Source organism: Georgenia phoenicis (assembly GCF_047302425.1).
Lineage (GTDB): Bacteria > Actinomycetota > Actinomycetes > Actinomycetales > Actinomycetaceae > Oceanitalea.
Map to the genome: position 1 here is coordinate 3,527,668 of NZ_CP154855.1, position 16,812 is coordinate 3,544,479.

Genomic DNA, 16,812 nt, shown 5'->3' on the forward strand with positions numbered 1-16,812 from the left:
CTCCCCTCTCGGCGGGCTCCGGTGGCGTCTGCGACCCTACGCCCGGCCCGCGGGACGCGCCCCGAGATCGCGCCGCGATCGTGCGGCGCAACCGCCCGGCCCGACCGACTCCCGCGTTCTACGCTCGGACCCATGTCCCACGCAGCCGGCCGAGGAGCCCCATGATCGAGTTCCGCTCGGTGACCAAGCGCTTCGGGGACACCGCCGCGGTCTCCGGACTCGACCTCGTCATCCCGGCCCGCCGCACGACCGTCCTCGTCGGATCCTCCGGCTCGGGCAAGACGACGATCCTGCGGATGATCAACCGGATGGTCGACCCCACCGCCGGCACGGTGGAGATCGACGGCACCGACGTCCGCGAGCGCGACCCCGTCCAGCTGCGCCGCGGCATCGGCTACGTCATGCAGAGCGCCGGGCTGCTCCCCCACCGCCGGGTCCTCGACAACGTCATCACCGTGCTGCGCCTCAACAAGACGCCCCGGGCGCAGGCCCGCGAGCGCGGCCTGGAGCTCATGGACACCGTGGGCCTGGACCGCGAGCTCGCCCACCGCTACCCGCGCCAGCTCTCCGGCGGGCAGCAGCAGCGCGTCGGGGTGGCCCGGGCGCTGGCCACCGACCCGAACATCCTCCTCATGGACGAGCCCTTCGGGGCCGTCGACCCCATCGTGCGCACCGAGCTGCAGGACGAGCTGCTGCGGCTGCAGCGCGAGCTCGCCAAGACGGTCGTCTTCGTCACGCACGACATCGACGAGGCCTTCCGGCTCGGCGACCGGGTCGTCATCCTCGAGCGGGGCGGGCGGATCGCCCAGCAGGGCACGCCCGCGGAGATCCTCGCGGCGCCGGCCTCCGACTTCGTCGCGAGCTTCATCGGCGCGGACCGCGGACGCCGGCGGCTCACCGTCGTCGAGCGGGACGGGCGGCGCATCGCCGTCGACGCCGACGGCCGACCCGCCGGGGTGCTGGACCACTGATGGACTGGTTCCTCGCCAACACCGGGCTCGTCGCCGAGCTCGCCGTCCAGCACGCGCGCCTCAGCGTCGTCCCCATCGTCCTCGGCCTCGTCCTCGCGCTCCCGCCGGGCGTCCTCGCCTGGCGACTGCGCCGCGCCCGCGGCCCGGTCCTCGCGTCCGTCGGACTCCTCTACACGATCCCCTCCCTCGCCCTGTTCGTCCTCGTCCCCCCGCTCGTGGGCATCAGCTTCCTCTCCGAGGTCAACGTCGTCATCGCGCTGACGATCTACGCCGTCGCCCTCATGACCCGCTCGGTCACCGAGGCGCTCGACGCCGTCGACCCGGCCGTCCGCTCCTCGGCGACGGCGCTGGGCTACTCGCCGTGGGGCCGCTTCTGGGCGGTGGAGCTGCCGCTCGCCGGCCCGGTGCTGCTCGCCGGGCTGCGCGTGGTCGCGGTGAGCACGGTGAGCCTCGTGACCGTCGGTGTGCTCGTCGGGATCCGCAGCCTCGGCTACCTCTTCATGGACGGCCTGCAGCGCGGGATCGTCGCGGAGATCGTCACCGGCATCGTCGCGACCGTCCTCATCGCCCTCCTCTTCGACCTCCTCCTCGTCCTCCTCGGGCGCCTCCTCCTGCCGTGGACGAGCCGGCGCGCCTCCCGCGCCACCCGCCGCCTCCAGCTCACCGCGGGCGGCGCGGGATGAGGCTCTTCGCCGACGCGTGGGCGTGGCTCACCGCACCCGAGCAGTGGACCGGCACGACCCTCCTCGACCGGGCGGGCCAGCACCTCCTCTACACGCTCCTCGCCCTCGCCGTCTCCGCGCTCGTCGCGATCCCGCTCGGCTACGTCGTCGGCCACACCGGGCGGGGACGGCAGCTCGCGGTCGCGCTGGCCGGCGCGGGCCGCGCACTGCCGTCCCTCGGCCTGCTCACCGTCCTCACCCTCCTCGTCGGCGTCGGGGACGCCGAGATCGCGGCGACGGTCGTCTTCGTCGTCCTCGCCGTCCCCTCCGTCCTCGCCGGCACCTACGCGGGCGTGGAGAACGTCGACGGCGCGGTCACCGAGTCCGCGCGGGCGATGGGGATGACGCCGTGGCAGGTGCTCGTGCGGGTCGAGGCGCCGCTCGGCCTGCCGCTCCTCGTCGGCGGACTGCGCAGCGCCGCGCTCCAGGTCGTGGCGACGGCGGTGCTCGCCGCCTACGTCGGGCTCGGCGGGCTGGGGATCTACGTCCAGCGCGGGATCTCGCTGCGCCGCTACGACGAGATGCTCGGCGGGGCGATCGCGATCGTCGCCCTCGCCGTCGTCGTCGACGCGGTCTTCGCGGTTCTCGCCCTGTTCGCGGTGCGCGCGGCGGGCGGACAGGGCAGGCTCGGCACGTCGACGGAAGGACACCCATGAGGACCACCCGCTTGGCGCTGCTCGCGACAGCCGCGCTCACGCTCGCCGCCTGCGGCTCTGACGACCCGCTCGCCGAGCCCTCGGACGAGGGGACGACGACGGCTGACCCAGGTGCCGTCGTCGTCGGCTCGCAGGCCTACTACTCCAACGAGATCGTCGCCGAGATCTACGCCCAGGTGCTCGAGGACGCCGGTCGGGAGGTCACCCGCCAGTTCCAGATCGGCCAGCGCGACGTCTACCTCCAGGCCCTCGAGGGCGGGGAGGTCGACGTGCTGCCCGAGTACACCGGCAACCTCCTCCAGTTCTACGACGCCGAGACGCAGGCGCGGAGCTCGGAGGACGTCGCCGCCGCCCTGCCCGAGGTGCTGCCCGAGGGCCTGGCGGTCCTCGAGTACGCCGAGGCGCAGGACGCCGACTCCTACAACGTGAGCGCCGAGTTCTCCGCGGAGAACGGCATCACGAGCCTCGCCGACCTCGCCGACTTCGACGGTGAGATCACCATCGGCGGCAACGCCGAGCTGGAGAGCCGCCCCTACGGGCCCGAGGGCCTGCGCGAGTTCTACGGCGTCGAGGTCGGCTTCGTCGCGATCGGGGACAGCGGCGGCCCGCTGACCAAGGACGCGATCCGCGACGGCACGATCACGATGGGCGACATCTACACCGCCGACCCGGACCTCGCCTCGGGCGACTTCGTCACCCTCGAGGACCCGGAGAGCATGATCCTCGCGCAGAACGTCGTGCCGCTCGTGGCCGCGGACCTCGCCGAGGAGCTCGCGCCGCTGCTCGACCCGGTGAGTGCCGCGCTCACCACCGAGGAGCTCATCGCGCTCAACGCGCGCAGCGTCGGGGAGCAGCTCGACTCCGCGACCATCGCCACCGACTGGCTCACCGAGCAAGGCCTGCTGGGAGGAACGTCATGAGTGCCGCTACCGACCTGCTCCTCGACGCGTACTCGCGCGTGCAGGAGGCCGTCCACCGCGCCGGGGAGGGGCTGACCGCCGAGGTGCTCGCCGAGCGCCTGGACCCGGAGGCCAACTCGATCGGCTGGCTCCTGTGGCACCTCACCCGGGTGCAGGACGACCACGTCGCCGACGTCGCCGGCCGGGAGGAGCTGTGGACCGCCGAGGGGTGGGAGGGGCGCTTCGACCTGCCCGTCACCGGCATCGGCTACGGGCACAGTGCCGAGGAGGTCGGGCAGGTGCGCGGCTTCGGGCCCGAGCTCGTCCTCGCCTACTACGACGCCGTCCACGAGCGCACCCTCGAGTTCATCCGCGGGCTGCGCGACGAGGACCTCGACCGGGTGGTCGACGAGAGCTGGGACCCGCCGGTCACCCTCGGTGTGCGCCTGGTGAGCGTCGTCGACGACTGCCTCGAGCACGCCGGGCAGGCCGCCTTCGTCCGCGGGGTGCTCGAGCGGACGCGCACGGCGGGCTGAGCGGCTCCCCGGGCCGTCGTCCAGGGCCGCTCGCGGATCGTGCGGGTTTCGAGTTCTCCACGAAGCCGAAACCCACACGATGCTGTGGCGGCGTTGCGCTCCCTAGACTCGGGGCCATGCGCTCACCGATCACCGAGGACGCCGTCGACGAGCTCGAGTTCGCCACCCGCGACCACCGGAGCATCGCCGAGCAGCTCATCGAGTGGGGCGACGCGCCCCACCCCCGCGACGAGCTCTCCCCGCGCGAGCTCCTCACCGCGGCCGGGGAGCAGCTCGAGCTGGCCGGGGACCCGGAGGCCGCCGAGGCCGTCTACCGGCGGGCGGCCCGGGCGGAGGGCTTCAGCGAGCTCGACCCGCGCTCCCACCTCATGGCGCTGCTCCTCGAGCGCGGGGACAGCGAGGAGGCGCTCGCGCTGGACACCGAGCTGCGCAGGAGCCGCCCGAGCGACGCCGCCACCTACGAGTACATGGCCGACGTGTGGGCCGACCACGGCGACGACCGCCGAGCGCTCGGGTGGGTGACGCGCGGGATCGGCGTCCACGAGGAGGGGCCGGGCTTCTCCGACACGGACTTCGCCATGCTCTGCCTCATGCGCTGGCGGATCCGCGAGCGCGCCGGCCAGGAGCCCGACCACTACGACCTCGTGGGCATCGGGATGGACGAGCGGCTGGACCGCGCCCAGGAGGAGCACCCGCCGCTCTGACGCCCGCCGCCGTCGGTTGCGGACCCACCGGAACGGGGTTGACTGTCGACGTGAGAAAGACGATCGCCGGCGGCGCAGCACTCCTGCTGACAGTGACCGCCTGTTCGACCACGATCCCGACCGACCCGGACGGCACGCTCGACCGGGTGAGCGGCGGGATCCTGCGCGTGGGCGTCTCCCCCAGCCCACCGTGGACCGACCTGCCGGACGGGCCGGACGGCGAGCCCGCCGGCACCGAGGTGGAGCTCGTCGGGGGCTTCGCCGCCACGATCGACGCCGAGGTCCAGTGGGCCGCGGGCGGCGAGGAGGAGCTCATCGGCCAGCTCGAGCGCGGCGAGCTCGACCTCGTCATCGGCGGGCTGACCGCGCAGTCCCCGTGGGCGGACAAGGCGGCCCTCACCTACCGGTACACCGAGACGACCGGTCCAGACGGCGCCAAGGAGCTCCACGTCATGGCCACCCCGATGGGGGAGAACGCCTTCCTCGTCGAGCTCGAGGGCTTCCTCCTGGAGGCGGACCTGTGAGGACGACCTTCGGTCAGACCGAGCTCCCGGAGGAGCAGGAGGCCCACCTGCGCCGCGCGGTCCGCCTGGCGTGGGTGACGATCGCCTTCCTCGTCACCGCGGTGACCGCCGTCTACTTCGCGATGGGCAGCTCCCAGGCGATGAAGGCGGCGTGGGCGGAGGACCTGCTGTCCTTCATCCCGCCGATCGCCTTCCTCGTCGCGGTGCGCCGCACGCGCAAGCGGCCCACGCCCGAGCACCCCTACGGCTACCACCGGGCCGTGGGCATCGGGCACCTCGTGGCGGCGACGGCGCTGCTCGCCATGGGCGCCTTCCTCGTCTTCGACTCCGGGTCGAGCCTCGTCAAGGCCGAGCACCCACCGGTCGGGCTGATGGAGATCGGCGGGCAGGTCGTGTGGTCGGGCTGGCTGATGATCGCGGTGCTCGCCTACACCGCCGTCCCGCCCGTGCTGCTGGGCCGGGCGAAGATGCCGCTCGCCAAGAGCCTGCACGACCGCGTCCTGTACGCCGACGCCGACATGAACAAGGCGGACTGGATGACGGCGGTCGGCGCGATCCTCGGCATCATCGGTATCGGCCTGGGCCTGTGGTGGGCCGACGCCGTCGCGGCCCTCTTCATCTCGGGCAGCATCCTGTACGACGGCGTGACGAACATGCGCGCCGCGATCAGCGCCCTCATGGACGCGCGCGCCGAGACCTACGACGGCCACGACCCGCACCCGCTCGTGGGGCAGATCGACGACCGCCTCAAGACCGTGCCCTGGGTGGCCACGGCACGCTCCCGGGTCCGCGACCAGGGCCACGTCTTCCACGTCGAGTCCTTCGTCGTGCCCGTCGAGGGGCACACCCCGACGCTTGACGAGCTCGACGAGGCCCGCCGCGCCGTCGTCGAGCTCGACTGGAAGATCGACGACATGGTCCTCGTCCCCGTCGCGGAGCTGCCCGAGCAGCTGCTGCCGTCCGTCGCGGAGGAGAAGGCCGCGTCCGGCGACCACGACGCCTCCCGCTGACGCACGGCCGCAGCGGCGCCGGGCCTAGGCGGGCCGATGGCGGCGGCGAGCCAGTGCCCGACGGCACGCAGCCCGTCACCACCCGCGGCCTCGGCGAACGCGGCGTCGGGGCGCGGCTCGCCGTCCCCGTGGTCACCGTCCCAACTAGTTGCGTTTTCGACTAGTCGATGGCACGATCAGTGCACGACGCCGCCCGTGGCGTCACGGACGCGGCCTCGGCCGCGGGAGGGACAAGGAGCCATGACACGCACCGACAGCGACTGGGCCACGGCCGACGACCAGCGGTGGGGGGACGCAGTGCGCTGGCGCCTGGCGGTCTCCCACCCCGCCGCCACTCGGCCACTCATCGACCAGGTACTGGCCGAGGCGCAGCAGGCCTGCGCCGAGTCCGGCCTCCCGGCGGAGGAGCTCTTCGGTGACGCCGAGTCCTACGCCGCCGAGGTGGCCGCCGAGCGGATCTCGGAGGAGGAGCGCGCGACCGTCGACATGGACGGCATCGCGCCCGCGGAGCAGCTCCAGGGGATGCTCCTGGCGGTGGGCTTCACCGGCGGCGTGCTGGCGGTCGTGCTCATGCTCACCCACGGCTGGTACGTGGAGACCTCACCCTGGCAGGTCGTCCTGCTCGTCGCCGGCAGCGTCGCTCTCGGCGCCGCGGTGGGTGCGGTGCTGGCGCGCAGCGCCGGCCGGTTGCGGCGCAGCTGGTCGCTCGTGGCGACAACCCTCGCCGTCCTCGGTGCCGGAACCGCCGTCGCCGTCGTCCTCCAGGACCGCCCGCCGCTGGGCCAGGTGCCCACCCTCGTGCCCGCGCTCGTCTACGGGGTCCTGTTCGTCATCGGGTGGGCCATCCCCACGCCCACCCCTCGGCCGACCACTCAGGACGTCCCCGCGGAGGCGTGGTTCACGCAGCTCGGCGAGCTGCTCCGCGGCCGCTACTACCTCACCCGCGCTGCCGCCGCGGACTACGTGACCGAGGCGCGCACCGTCTGGCAGGAGAGCGCCACGGCGCACCCGCAGGACGTGCTCGGATCGCCGCAGGTGTACGCCCTGCAGCTGATGGACGGCTCACCCCAGCCGCACCGCGCCCGACGACGCTTCGCGGCCTGGGCCGCCACGCTGGTTGCCGCGACGTGGGTCGTGCTGACCCCCGTGCTCCTGTGGGACGGCGCAGAGACCGGGCACGTGCTGTGGCGGACGGCCGCGGTGATCTTCTTCGTCGTCGTCGCCGTGCTCGCCTGGCGCCGGCACCTGCGCGACCGCCACGAGGCGGGGGCGGCCTCATGAGCGAGGCCGAGCTGTTCCGGGAGTGGCAGCGCGGCCTGCTGTCGACCTGCGTGCTGGCAACGCTGGCCCAGGGCAGCGCGCACGGGTACGCCGTGGCCCAGCACCTGCAGCAGGCCGGCATCGGCCCCGTCAAGGGCGGCACCCTCTACCCCGTCCTCAACCGCCTCGAGACCGAGGGAGCGGTCACCTCGGTGTGGCGAGAGGGGCAGGGCGGGCCGGGCCGCAAGGTCTTCGAGATCACCCACGCCGGACGCGAGCGCCTGGCGCGGATGCAGGACGAGTGGGCCCCCTTCGCGGCCGCGGTCGGGGCCCTGCTGGGGGCGCCCTCCTGCGAGACGCCTCCGGCGGCCGTCGCCCCCGTCCGGGACTGAGCGAGCCACGCATCGGGCCCGGGGCGCACGACGCACCCCGGGCCCGATGACCGCTACGCCGCCTCGGTCGGCAGCCCCCGCTCGTTCGGCACCGTGTGCGTCATCTGCAGCCCGGTGACGTCACGCGGGCCGTTGTTGCCGAGGTTGCGGGCCCGCTCGAGCTCCTCCTCGGTCAGCCGCTGGTGCGGCAGCGGCTCGAGGTGGCGGACGTCGTCGGCGGTGATGCCGAGCCCCTCGCCGACGCGCCGGCCCAGCTCGTCGTCGCACATGAAGAGGTGCCACACCATGCGCTCCTGGACCCCGCGGGAGGCCTGGCCGATGTTGTCGACGAAGTTCTTCACGAGGTCGTCCTGCTCCCACTCCTCCATGAGCTGGAAGCGCTGGCCCGGCTGCTCGTAGTCGTTGGTGCGCTCCAGCTGCGCACGGGTGAGGCGGCCGTGGATCTCGGGGCCGACCTCCTCCTCCCGCGCGTGGATGGTCGACTCGCGCAGCCCGCCGTCGTGGGAGGGCTCGTAGTTGACGTGTGGGTTGCCCGTGGGGTCCTGGTGGAAGGCCATCTGCCCGTCGCGCTGGTTGGTGCGCACCGGCACCCGGGGCGCGTTGACCGGGAGCTGCAGGTAGTTCGAGCCCACCCGGTAGCGCTGGGTGTCGGAGTACGAGAAGGTCCGCCCGACGAGCATCTTGTCGTCGGAGAACTCCAGGCCGTCGACGAGGACGCCGGTGCCGAAGGCGATCTGCTCGTTCTGGGTGTGGTGGTCGGTGATGTTCTCGTCGAGCACCATCGTGCCGACCTTGCGCGGCGGGAACTCGTTCTCGGGCCACACCTTGGTGTCGTCGAGCGGGTCGAAATTCAGCTCGGGGTGCTCACCGTCCGGCATGAGCTGCACGAGCAGGTCCCACTTGGGGTAGTCGCCGCGGTCGATGGCCTGGTGCAGGTCGTGCGACGCGTGCCCGGTGTCGTGGGCCTGGATCGCGGCGGCGTCCTCCTCCGTGAGGGAGCGCACGCCCTGGTGCGGCATCCAGTGGTACTTGACGAGGAAGCTCTCCCCCTGGGCGTTGACCCAGCGGTAGGTGTTGACGCCGAAACCCTGCTGGTGGCGGTAGGTCGCCGGGATCCCGCGTGGGGAGAAGAGGTTGACGATCATGTGCATCGACTCGGGCGTTTGGGACATGAAGTCGAAGATGCGGGCCGGGTCCTGCCGGAAGGTCACCGGGTCCGGCTTGAGGGAGTGGATGACGTCGGGGAACTTGATGGCGTCACGGATGAAGAAGATCCCGAGGTTGTTGCCGACGAGGTCCCAGTTGCCGTCCTCGGTGTAGAACTTGATCGCGAAGCCGCGCGGGTCGCGGGAGGTCTCCGAGGAGTCGCGGCCACCGATGACGGTGGAGAAGCGGATGGCCAGCGGCGTGCGCTTGCCGGCCTCCTGGAAGAGCTTGGCGCGCGTGTACCTCGCGATCGGCTCGTCGCCCCACTGCCCGGTGGCCTCGAAGTAGCCGAAGGCCACCTTGCCGCGGGCGTGCACCACGCGCTCGGGGATCCGCTCCCGGTCGAAGTGGGAGATCTTCTCGAGGAACTGGTAGTTCTCGAGCGTCGCCGGGCCCCGGGAGCCCACCGTCCTCGCCTGCTGGTTGTTGGCCACCGGGTGTCCCTGGCGGGTGGTGAGCTCCTCGCGCTCGTCGGTCATCGTCGTTCCCTTCCGGGGTCCGAGCCGCGGCACACGGGTGCTCCCGCGCGGTCCGGTCTCGCCTGCCCCCAAGCTGTACGGACGTGTCCGTCCAGGCTGTCACGGGCGGTCCGGGCACGCGCGGCGGGACGGCGACGACGGCGGCTAGGTTGCGTCGTCGTCGTCGTCGCGGCGGCGCTCGGTGACGCCGTCGGGAAGCTCCTCCTCGACCTCCTGGAGGGCGGTGTCGGTGTACCACTGGGTGAGGGCGGGGTTGTCGCTCTCGAAGTCGGCGCCGGCGCCCTCCTCCTCGACGAAGTCAGTGCCGAAGACGAAGTCGTCGCCGTGCTCGTCGATGCCGCGCCGCACGCCCTGGCGGATGGCGGCGTAGGCGTAGCGGCGGCGGATCATCAGCGGGTCGTGGCGCAGGTCCAGCGCCCAGGACACCATGATCCCGACGAGGATGACGACGAAGGGCAGCGCGCAGGTCACCATGATCGACTGCAGGCCCGACAGCGCGTTGCGGCCGCCCGCGAGCAGCAGGAACATGGCGATGAGACCGAGCGCCGCGGCCCACACGATCGTCACCGCCTTGGACGGCACCGGCCGCCCCGACTGGGACATCGAGCCCATGACGTTGCTCGCCGAGTCCGCCGCCGTGACGAAGAAGATGATGATCGCGACGAGGCAGACGATCCACGCGACCGGGCTGAGCGGGAGGTTGGCGAGGAGGTCGAACATGACGTTCTCCCCTGCTCCCTCGACGGTCATGTCCTGCCCGTTGAGGTCCATCCACATCGCGTTGCCGCCGAAGATCGTGAACCACGCGAGGGAGATCGCCGAGGGGACGAAGACGACGACGGTGACGAACTGGCGCAGCGAGCGGCCCTTGGAGATTTTGGCGATGAACATCCCGACGAAGGGCGACCACGAGATCCACCACGCCCAGTAGAGCGTCGTCCACGCGGTGAGGTAGTCCTGCTCGGTCTGCCCCTGGCTGGCGAAGACGGTGAGCATGTCCGGCAGGTTGCCGACGAAGGAGATGAGCGCGGCCGGGAAGAGGTCGAGGAGGAAGACGGTCGGCCCGGCGACGAGCGCGAAGAGGGCGAGCGCGACGACGAGGGTCATGTTCGCGTTGGACAGCAGCCGGATCCCCTTCTTGATGCCGGCGACGGCGGAGAAGGTGAAGACGACCGTGAGGACGCTGATGACGACGACGACGAAGGTGTTGCCGAGCTCCTGCCCGGTGACGATCGAGGTGCCGGTGCGGATCTGCAGGGCGCCGATGCCGAGGGAGGTCGCGGTGCCGAAGAGCGTGACGAGGACGGCGAAGATGTCGATGACCTTGCCGAGGACGCGGTTGTTGCCGTCGGGGAAGACCGGCTCGAAGAGCGAGGAGATGAGCGGCAGGCGGCCGCGGCGGTAGGCGGCGTAGGCCAGCGCTCCGCCGACGAGCGCGTAGATGCACCACGCGAAGCTCGCCTGGTGGAGGAAGGCGTCGGTCATCGCCGGGAGGACGGCGTCCTGGGTGGCGGCCTGCGCGTCGGTCCACGGCGGCGGGGTGAGGAAGTGGCTCAGCGGCTCGAGGGGCCCGTAGAAGATGAGCCCGATGCCCAGGCCGGCGGCGAAGAGCATGGAGATCCACGACGTCGTCGAGTACTCGGGCGTGCTGTCGTCCGCACCGAGGCGGATGCGGCCGGTGGGCCCGAAGCCGACGACGAGCATGAAGACGACGGTGGCGACGACGGTCGCGTTGAACAGCCAGCCGAAGCGTGCCACGACCCAGCTCTGCATGCTCGTGCCGACCTCGTTGAGGTGGTCGGGGGCGACGATCGCCCAGGTGAGCACGGCGAGCGTGACGAGGAGGGCGACGACGAAGACGCTGCGACGCGTGGGGAAACGCACCCCGGTCTGCTCGACGCTGATGCCGGGCACGAGGCCGGGGTGGATGCCGAAGGCCGGCTCGGAGGCGGCGTTGCGGATCGCGCGGCGCACCCGCTGGCCGGGTCCCTCGCCGCGGTCGGTGGTCTGTGCGGGGCGGCGCGTCGCGCCTCGCCGCGTGGAGGTCCCGTCGTCGGTCATGTCCCGGGAGAGTAGACCGGCGCGGAGCCGCCCGCCCCCGCAGGTGACCTGCGCCTCAGTGGGGCGTCGCGGCGCGGTCGGCGGCGGCGCGCTGGTGGTCGCGGCGGGCGTCGCGGTCGAAGATCGCCAGGAGCTCGACGGGGCCACGCTCGGCGCCGATCGAGTGAGGCAGCATCGTCGGGAACTCCGCCGCCTGGTCCGGCTCGAGCCGGTAGCGCCGCTCCCCGAGCAGGAGGACGGCGGTGCCGGACAGGACGACGAGCCACTCCTGGCCGGCGTGGGCGCGCATCCGGGCGGGGTCCGGCGGTGTGGTGAGCCGTTGCCGCACGACGCTGAGCCCCGGCTGGGCGCGCACGGGCCAGCGCCGCCAGCCGTGGGCGTCGACGACCGGGCTGACGACGACATCCTCGACGTCGCTGGCCACGAGCTGGTCGATGGTCGTGTCGAGGGCGCGGGCCAGCGCGACGAGCTGGTCCAGGGCGAGACGGCGCTGACCGCTCTCGATGCGCGACAGCGTGGACGCACTGAGGGTGGCTCTCCGTGCCAGCTCGTCGAGGGACCAGCCGTGTGCGAGGCGCAGGGCGCGCACGCGCTTGCGCACGAGGCTCTCGACGGCACCGATCTCTTGCGTCATACGCATGATGCTATGCCCGTGACGCAACGGGTGCCTACCGTCGTGCCGAGGGCCCAGCCGGGGCCCACCGAAGGAGAACCGCCATGTCCGCCGACACCCTCCCGAGCACCACCGTGGACGCCGTCGTCATCGGCGGCGGTGCCGCCGGGCTGAACGGGGCGCTCATGCTCGCCCGCTCGCGCCGCTCCGTCGTCGTCGTTGATGCCGGGAGCCCCCGCAACGCGCCCGCCGCGGCGGTCCACGGGCTGCTGGGCCACGACGGCACGCCGCCGACGGAGCTCTACCGTCGTGGCCGGGACGAGGTGCGCCGCTACGGCGGCTCCGTCGTCACCGGCACGGTCGCGACGGCGGCACCTGCTGCGCCGTCACCCGACGGCGACCTGCGGTTCGCCGTCACGCTCACGGACGGCCGGGAGCTGACGGCGCGCCGCCTCCTCGTCGCGACCGGCACGCGCGACGTCCTTCCGGACATCCCCGGGCTGGCGGAGCACTGGGGACGCGGCGTCGTCCACTGCCCCTACTGCCACGGCTGGGAGGTGCGCGACGAGCCGATCGGGGTGCTCGCGATCGGGCCGGCGTCGGTGCACCAGGCGCTGCTCTTCCGCCAGCTCACCGACGACCTCGTCTACTTCACCCGCGGGACCGAGCTCGACCGCGAGGCTCGCGCCCGGCTCGAGGCGCTGGCCGTCCGCGTCGTCGAGGAGCCCGTCACCGAGGTGATCGCGGACACCGATGGGACTATCGCCGGTGTCGTTCTTGCCGGTGGGGAGATGGTGGGCCGACGTGTCCTGGCCGTGGGGACGACCCTCCTGCCGCGCCTCGACGGCCTGGAGTCGCTCGCCCTGCCGGTCGAGGACCTGCCAGGTGGGACGGGGCGGCGCGTCGTCTCGGGCATGGCGGGCACGGCCGAGGTGTCGGGGGTGTGGGTGGCCGGGAACGTCACCGACCCGATGGCGCAGGTGGGGGCCTCGGCCGCGGCTGGCGCGATGGCCGGTGCGCACATCAACGCCCACCTCGTGGCGTCCGACGCTGACGCTGCGGTCGCCCTCCGGGGCGCGTCGGTGTGAGGTCAGAGCTTCTCGCCGGGCAGCTTGCTCGCCTGGCGCACCCACGCCGCGAAGGTCCGGTCGCCCTCCGGCGACTCACCCTCGTGGATGTGGTGGTGGCGCTGCTCGGGGTGCTTGGACTCCTCGGCCGGGACCGGGTCGAGGGACGTGCCCCGGTAGAACGTCACCTTCACGTACCGGTCGAAGCAGCGGAAGGTGAGGAACCAGCTGCCGGGCTCCGTGCCGTAGAGCGGCTGGTTCCACTTCACGGCCTTGCTCACGCCGGGCACGGTCTCGGTGATGATCCGGTCCAGCTGCTCACCCACCGCACGCTTCCAACCGGGCATGGCGGCGAGGTACGCCCTCACGGGCTCCTCACCCTCTCCCTTCGGGATCTGCGGGTTCCCTCCTGACAGCAGCCTCGGTGCGTCGTCCACCGCTCGGCCCTCCTCGTTCGGGGCTTCGAGCGTAGGACCGCACGCGGCGGGGGCACCAGACCCCACCAGGGGCGACGACGAAGCGGGCGGGTCGCCACTCGGCGACCCCTGCTCAGCGCGTACACGTCCGTCTTCATGAGGTCGACGACGGCGTGACCCGGCTCGCGGGCCTCCGCGGCGGCGCGGGCGGCACGGGCCGTCCGGGCGGCGCGGCCCGCGGCGACGGCGAGGACGACGCCGACGACGGAGGCGAGCGCCACAAGCGCGGCCGCCCCACGGAAGCCGGAGGTCGAGGCCCCGAGCAGCTCCGCACCGCCGTCGAGGCCGCGGGTGGTCACGGCGTTGTAGACGCCGATGGCGAGGGAGGTGCCCAGGCACCCGGCGACCTGGAAGCTCGTCGCGACGACGGTGACGCCGTGCGGGCTGCTCTCCCGGTCGAGGCTGGACAGCGCGAAGGTCTGCGAGGGGCCGATGACGAGCGCCGTCGCGAGGACGGCGGGCACGTAGAGCGCGGCCAGGAGCAGCACCGAGTCGTGGCCTGCGACGACGCCGACGAGGGCGGCGAAGACGGCCATGATCGCGAAGCCGGCCGGGATCATGAGACGGCCGCCGTGCCGGTCGAAGAGCCGGCCGACGATCGGGCCGAGGACGACGGTGAGAAGGATGCCCGGTGCCAGCGTGAGCGAGGCGCCCAGCGGGTCCTGGCCCTTGGCCGACTGGAGGAAGATCGGGATGACGACGTTCATCGCGAAGACGAAGAACAGGCCGAGCATCGTCATGGAGACGCCCAGGACGAAGGGCGTGCTGCGGAAGGGCCGCAGGTTGAGCAGCGGGTGCTCGATGCGGTTCTGGCGCACGACGAAGGCCACGAGCGCGAGGACGCCGACCACCGCGGCGGCCGCGGCGACGGGCGCCGATCCCTCGAAGGCGGTCGAGATTCCGTAGAGCAGGCCGACGAGGCCGACGGCGACGAGGAGGAAGGACAGAACGTCGAGCACGGGGCGACCGAGCTCGGCGACGTTGCGCAGGAGCACCGCGCCCGCGACGAGGACGGCGAACGACATCGCGCCGAAGACCCACAGCAGGGTGGTCCACGGGACGACGGCGAGCAGCGCACCGGAGACGACGATCGCCAGCGAGGGGCCGAGCGTCGTCATCGCCGCCATGATGCCCATGGCGAGGCCGAGCTTCTCGCGCGGGGCCACCGCCAGGGTGATGTTCATGCCGATCGGGGTGAGGAGGCCGGTGCCCGCCGCCTGAAGGAGGCGGCCGGCGAGCAGGACGCCGAAGCTCGGGGCCAGGGCGCCGACGACGGAGCCGATGACGAGGAGCGCGACGGCGGCGACGAACAGCGGCCGGGTGCGGAAGCGGTGGTACAGCACGTTGGCGACCGGCACGAAGACGGCGGCGACGAGCAGGTAGCCGGTGGCGAGCCACTGCACGACGGGCACGTCGACGCCGGAGTCGAGCATGATCGGCGTGAGCGCGACGTTGAGGAAGGTCTCGTTGAAGGTGGCGAGAAAGGCCGCCGCGGCGGCCACGGCGATCATGCCGATCGCGGCGCGCGAGGTGCCCTGGGCACGGGAGGACAAGAGGTGCTCCTGACGGTGGATGACGGGGACACGCGGTCGACCGTGCCGTGTCAGAAGTGGCTGTGCAGCACCTCGCGTGTCGTGTCATCGATGCGTCGTTGCGGCTCGTGAGCCGTCGTCGACCTTACGGGACGAAGGTCCCGCCGCGCCTGTGGCTGCGAGCGAGTTCCTTCTAACGTCGGCTGCTGCCTCGAGCACGCAGAAGGCCGCTGACCGCACTTTCGTGCGGATCAGCGGCCTTCTCGGGGTGGAGCTAGGGGGATTCGAACCCCCGACCTTCTCGGAGGGGTTCGCAGTATTTGGCGCTCCGCGGAATCCTCTGGTCTGTCAGCCGTTCATGCGTGGCTGACCTGCCGAACCGCAGCATATCAACGATCCTGGCCTTGTCCGGGGCTCAGCCCGGGCGGTCGCCGCCAGTTGGCAATCGTCGTCCACGGTGGGTCAGAGGCCCGTGGAACACTCGCGGAATCGGCCCTCGCGTGGAATCTCGCGTGGAACCACTCGTTCGCTCCGGCGGACAGGTCGCAGCTTCGCTCGGGGCGCTACTGAAGCGCGCCGCACGCGCACGTCGCCGCGCCAGCACAACGGGCAAGACGATGGCACCACCTCTTAGCTCAGCCGACCACCGAGAGCAACAAACCAAGGACCCGCGACGCCGGGCCGACGATCGCCGGCCCAGGTAGGCCTCGAAGTCGCCGTAGAGGCGCGATCACTCATCGGCCCCGCGCAGTGGTACGTCCTCAGCCTGGGGTGCCTCCCAGGTCCGCCAGCCCGCGTCGGCCGCCCTCGCTCGCTTCGCGGCTGTGAGCGCCAGGGCAGCCCGTTCCTCCTCGGCTCGCCTAGCCCGTTCTTCCTCGGCCCGACTGGTCTCCTCGGCGTCCTCGGCCCGTTTCACCTCCGGACGGGCGACCGCCTCATCGATCACGGCTTGTTGCGGGCCGTCGGACTACATCACCCAGTTCCGCAGCGGCGCCCAGTGCCGCTGGCCGGTGCAGTCCTCCACGCCGAGCCCGACACCCTGGCCGTGGCGACGCACGAGAACCGCGTAACCGTCCTCCTCAACTTGCCGGACGAGGACTGCACGGGTCGCAGTCCCGTTGAGCCACCACACCTTGCCGCGAGGTGGGAGTAGCGCACATGCCTGTCCTCCCACGCGGTCTCGGTGAGGTCGCTGAGCTGGACCTCGAGCACCTGCCGGGTGTCCTGCACCCACACGTCGACACGGCTGTAGCTATCGAGGCTCAGTTCACGCCGAGACTCCAAGTCCTGCAACGTGAGCCAGGCTTGAAGACGGTTCTGGATGTCCAGGCGGGTGTACCTGTCACTCGCGACGGTGGCACGCAGGGCGTAGACGGCGCCGCGTCCGTGGCGGAAGTGGTGCACGCGCTCTCGCCCGGCGACCACGAGGAGACGGCCGCCGCCGCCACCGACGTGCGTGGTGCAGTGGAGAGTGACGTCACCCCGGCGCACATTCCGCTGCAGTTCCTGAACGCCTTCCGGCACACGAATGGTCGCCGTCCAGTTTGGGCCGTCGGTGACCGCCCAGTAGAGCTCACCGTCCCGTGATGGGACCTGCAGGGTGTGTCTGACGTCGCTGTCGTTCATGTCCGGAGGGTCCCAGCAGCCACCGACATCGCATGGGTCACCGACGTGGAGGTTGCGCCACATCACCTGAACCGTCGT

At 72.1% G+C, this 16,812-nt stretch carries 17 protein-coding genes; 12 read left to right on the plus strand and 5 right to left on the minus strand.

Annotated elements, in window-relative coordinates; translation table 11 throughout:
- Window positions 1-161 precede the first annotated feature (161 nt).
- From AA0005_RS16635 to AA0005_RS16680, 10 genes are all read left to right on the plus strand, one after another.
- Entirely contained in the window at window positions 162-971 is an 810-nt protein-coding gene (locus AA0005_RS16635; protein ID WP_413451211.1) for an ABC transporter ATP-binding protein, read from the plus strand.
- Window positions 971-1,654 (plus strand): ABC transporter permease, encoded by a 684-nt coding sequence (locus tag AA0005_RS16640; RefSeq protein WP_413451212.1) that lies wholly within the window; start codon window positions 971-973, stop codon window positions 1,652-1,654. The genes AA0005_RS16635 and AA0005_RS16640 overlap by 1 nt, the downstream gene beginning before the upstream one ends.
- Window positions 1,651-2,349, plus strand: coding sequence for an ABC transporter permease (locus AA0005_RS16645; protein ID WP_413451213.1), 699 nt, complete (start codon window positions 1,651-1,653; stop codon window positions 2,347-2,349). Before AA0005_RS16640 ends, AA0005_RS16645 begins: the two co-directional genes overlap by 4 nt.
- Window positions 2,346-3,269 carry an ABC transporter substrate-binding protein gene (locus AA0005_RS16650; RefSeq protein ID WP_413451214.1) on the plus strand — a complete coding sequence of 308 codons (924 nt, stop codon included), beginning with the start codon at window positions 2,346-2,348 and terminating at the stop codon, window positions 3,267-3,269. The genes AA0005_RS16645 and AA0005_RS16650 overlap by 4 nt, the downstream gene beginning before the upstream one ends.
- The gene (locus AA0005_RS16655; RefSeq protein ID WP_413451215.1) at window positions 3,266-3,784 is read left to right on the plus strand and encodes a mycothiol transferase; all 519 of its coding nucleotides are present in this window, start codon (window positions 3,266-3,268) and stop codon (window positions 3,782-3,784) included. The genes AA0005_RS16650 and AA0005_RS16655 overlap by 4 nt, the downstream gene beginning before the upstream one ends.
- A 116-nt stretch (window positions 3,785-3,900) precedes the next feature.
- Entirely contained in the window at window positions 3,901-4,488 is a 588-nt protein-coding gene (locus AA0005_RS16660; protein ID WP_413451216.1) for a tetratricopeptide repeat protein, read from the plus strand.
- A 50-nt stretch (window positions 4,489-4,538) separates the two neighbouring features.
- Window positions 4,539-5,012: a transporter substrate-binding domain-containing protein gene (locus AA0005_RS16665; RefSeq protein ID WP_413451217.1), complete on the plus strand. Its 474-nt coding sequence runs from the start codon at window positions 4,539-4,541 to the stop codon at window positions 5,010-5,012.
- A complete protein-coding gene (locus AA0005_RS16670) occupies window positions 5,009-6,022 on the plus strand; it encodes a cation diffusion facilitator family transporter (RefSeq protein WP_413451218.1) in 1,014 nt (337 codons plus the stop codon). Before AA0005_RS16665 ends, AA0005_RS16670 begins: the two co-directional genes overlap by 4 nt.
- 240 nt (window positions 6,023-6,262) lie before the next feature.
- On the plus strand, window positions 6,263-7,303 hold the full coding sequence (locus AA0005_RS16675) for a hypothetical protein (protein ID WP_413451219.1): 1,041 nt from the start codon (window positions 6,263-6,265) through the stop codon (window positions 7,301-7,303).
- Window positions 7,300-7,674, plus strand: a complete 375-nt coding sequence (locus tag AA0005_RS16680; protein ID WP_413451220.1) for a PadR family transcriptional regulator — start codon at window positions 7,300-7,302, stop codon at window positions 7,672-7,674. The genes AA0005_RS16675 and AA0005_RS16680 overlap by 4 nt, the downstream gene beginning before the upstream one ends.
- A gap of 53 nt (window positions 7,675-7,727) precedes the next feature.
- Here AA0005_RS16680 and AA0005_RS16685 read toward each other — a convergent pair whose 3' ends face one another.
- From AA0005_RS16685 to AA0005_RS16695, 3 genes are all read right to left on the minus strand, one after another.
- On the minus strand, window positions 7,728-9,359 hold the full coding sequence (locus tag AA0005_RS16685) for a catalase (protein WP_413451221.1): 1,632 nt from the start codon (window positions 9,357-9,359) through the stop codon (window positions 7,728-7,730).
- 144 nt (window positions 9,360-9,503) lie between these two features.
- A complete protein-coding gene (locus tag AA0005_RS16690) occupies window positions 9,504-11,420 on the minus strand; it encodes a BCCT family transporter (RefSeq protein ID WP_413451222.1) in 1,917 nt (638 codons plus the stop codon).
- A 55-nt stretch (window positions 11,421-11,475) separates the two neighbouring features.
- The gene (locus AA0005_RS16695) at window positions 11,476-12,054 is read right to left on the minus strand and encodes a helix-turn-helix domain-containing protein (protein ID WP_413451223.1); all 579 of its coding nucleotides are present in this window, start codon (window positions 12,052-12,054) and stop codon (window positions 11,476-11,478) included.
- Between the two features lie 83 nt (window positions 12,055-12,137).
- Between AA0005_RS16695 and AA0005_RS16700 the strand changes: the two genes are divergently transcribed.
- A complete protein-coding gene (locus tag AA0005_RS16700) occupies window positions 12,138-13,121 on the plus strand; it encodes an NAD(P)/FAD-dependent oxidoreductase (RefSeq protein WP_413451224.1) in 984 nt (327 codons plus the stop codon).
- A 2-nt stretch (window positions 13,122-13,123) separates the two neighbouring features.
- On the opposite strand, the gene AA0005_RS16705 is transcribed toward AA0005_RS16700, so the two are convergent.
- Window positions 13,124-13,468 carry a DUF1801 domain-containing protein gene (locus tag AA0005_RS16705; RefSeq protein ID WP_413451225.1) on the minus strand — a complete coding sequence of 115 codons (345 nt, stop codon included), beginning with the start codon at window positions 13,466-13,468 and terminating at the stop codon, window positions 13,124-13,126.
- Window positions 13,465-15,129 carry an MFS transporter gene (locus AA0005_RS16710; RefSeq protein WP_413451226.1) on the minus strand — a complete coding sequence of 555 codons (1,665 nt, stop codon included), beginning with the start codon at window positions 15,127-15,129 and terminating at the stop codon, window positions 13,465-13,467. Before AA0005_RS16710 ends, AA0005_RS16705 begins: the two co-directional genes overlap by 4 nt.
- Window positions 15,130-16,266: 1,137 nt before the next feature.
- On the opposite strand from AA0005_RS16710, the gene AA0005_RS16715 reads away from it, so the two are divergent.
- Window positions 16,267-16,695: a hypothetical protein gene (locus tag AA0005_RS16715; RefSeq protein WP_413451227.1), complete on the plus strand. Its 429-nt coding sequence runs from the start codon at window positions 16,267-16,269 to the stop codon at window positions 16,693-16,695.
- Window positions 16,696-16,812: the final 117 nt, after the last annotated feature.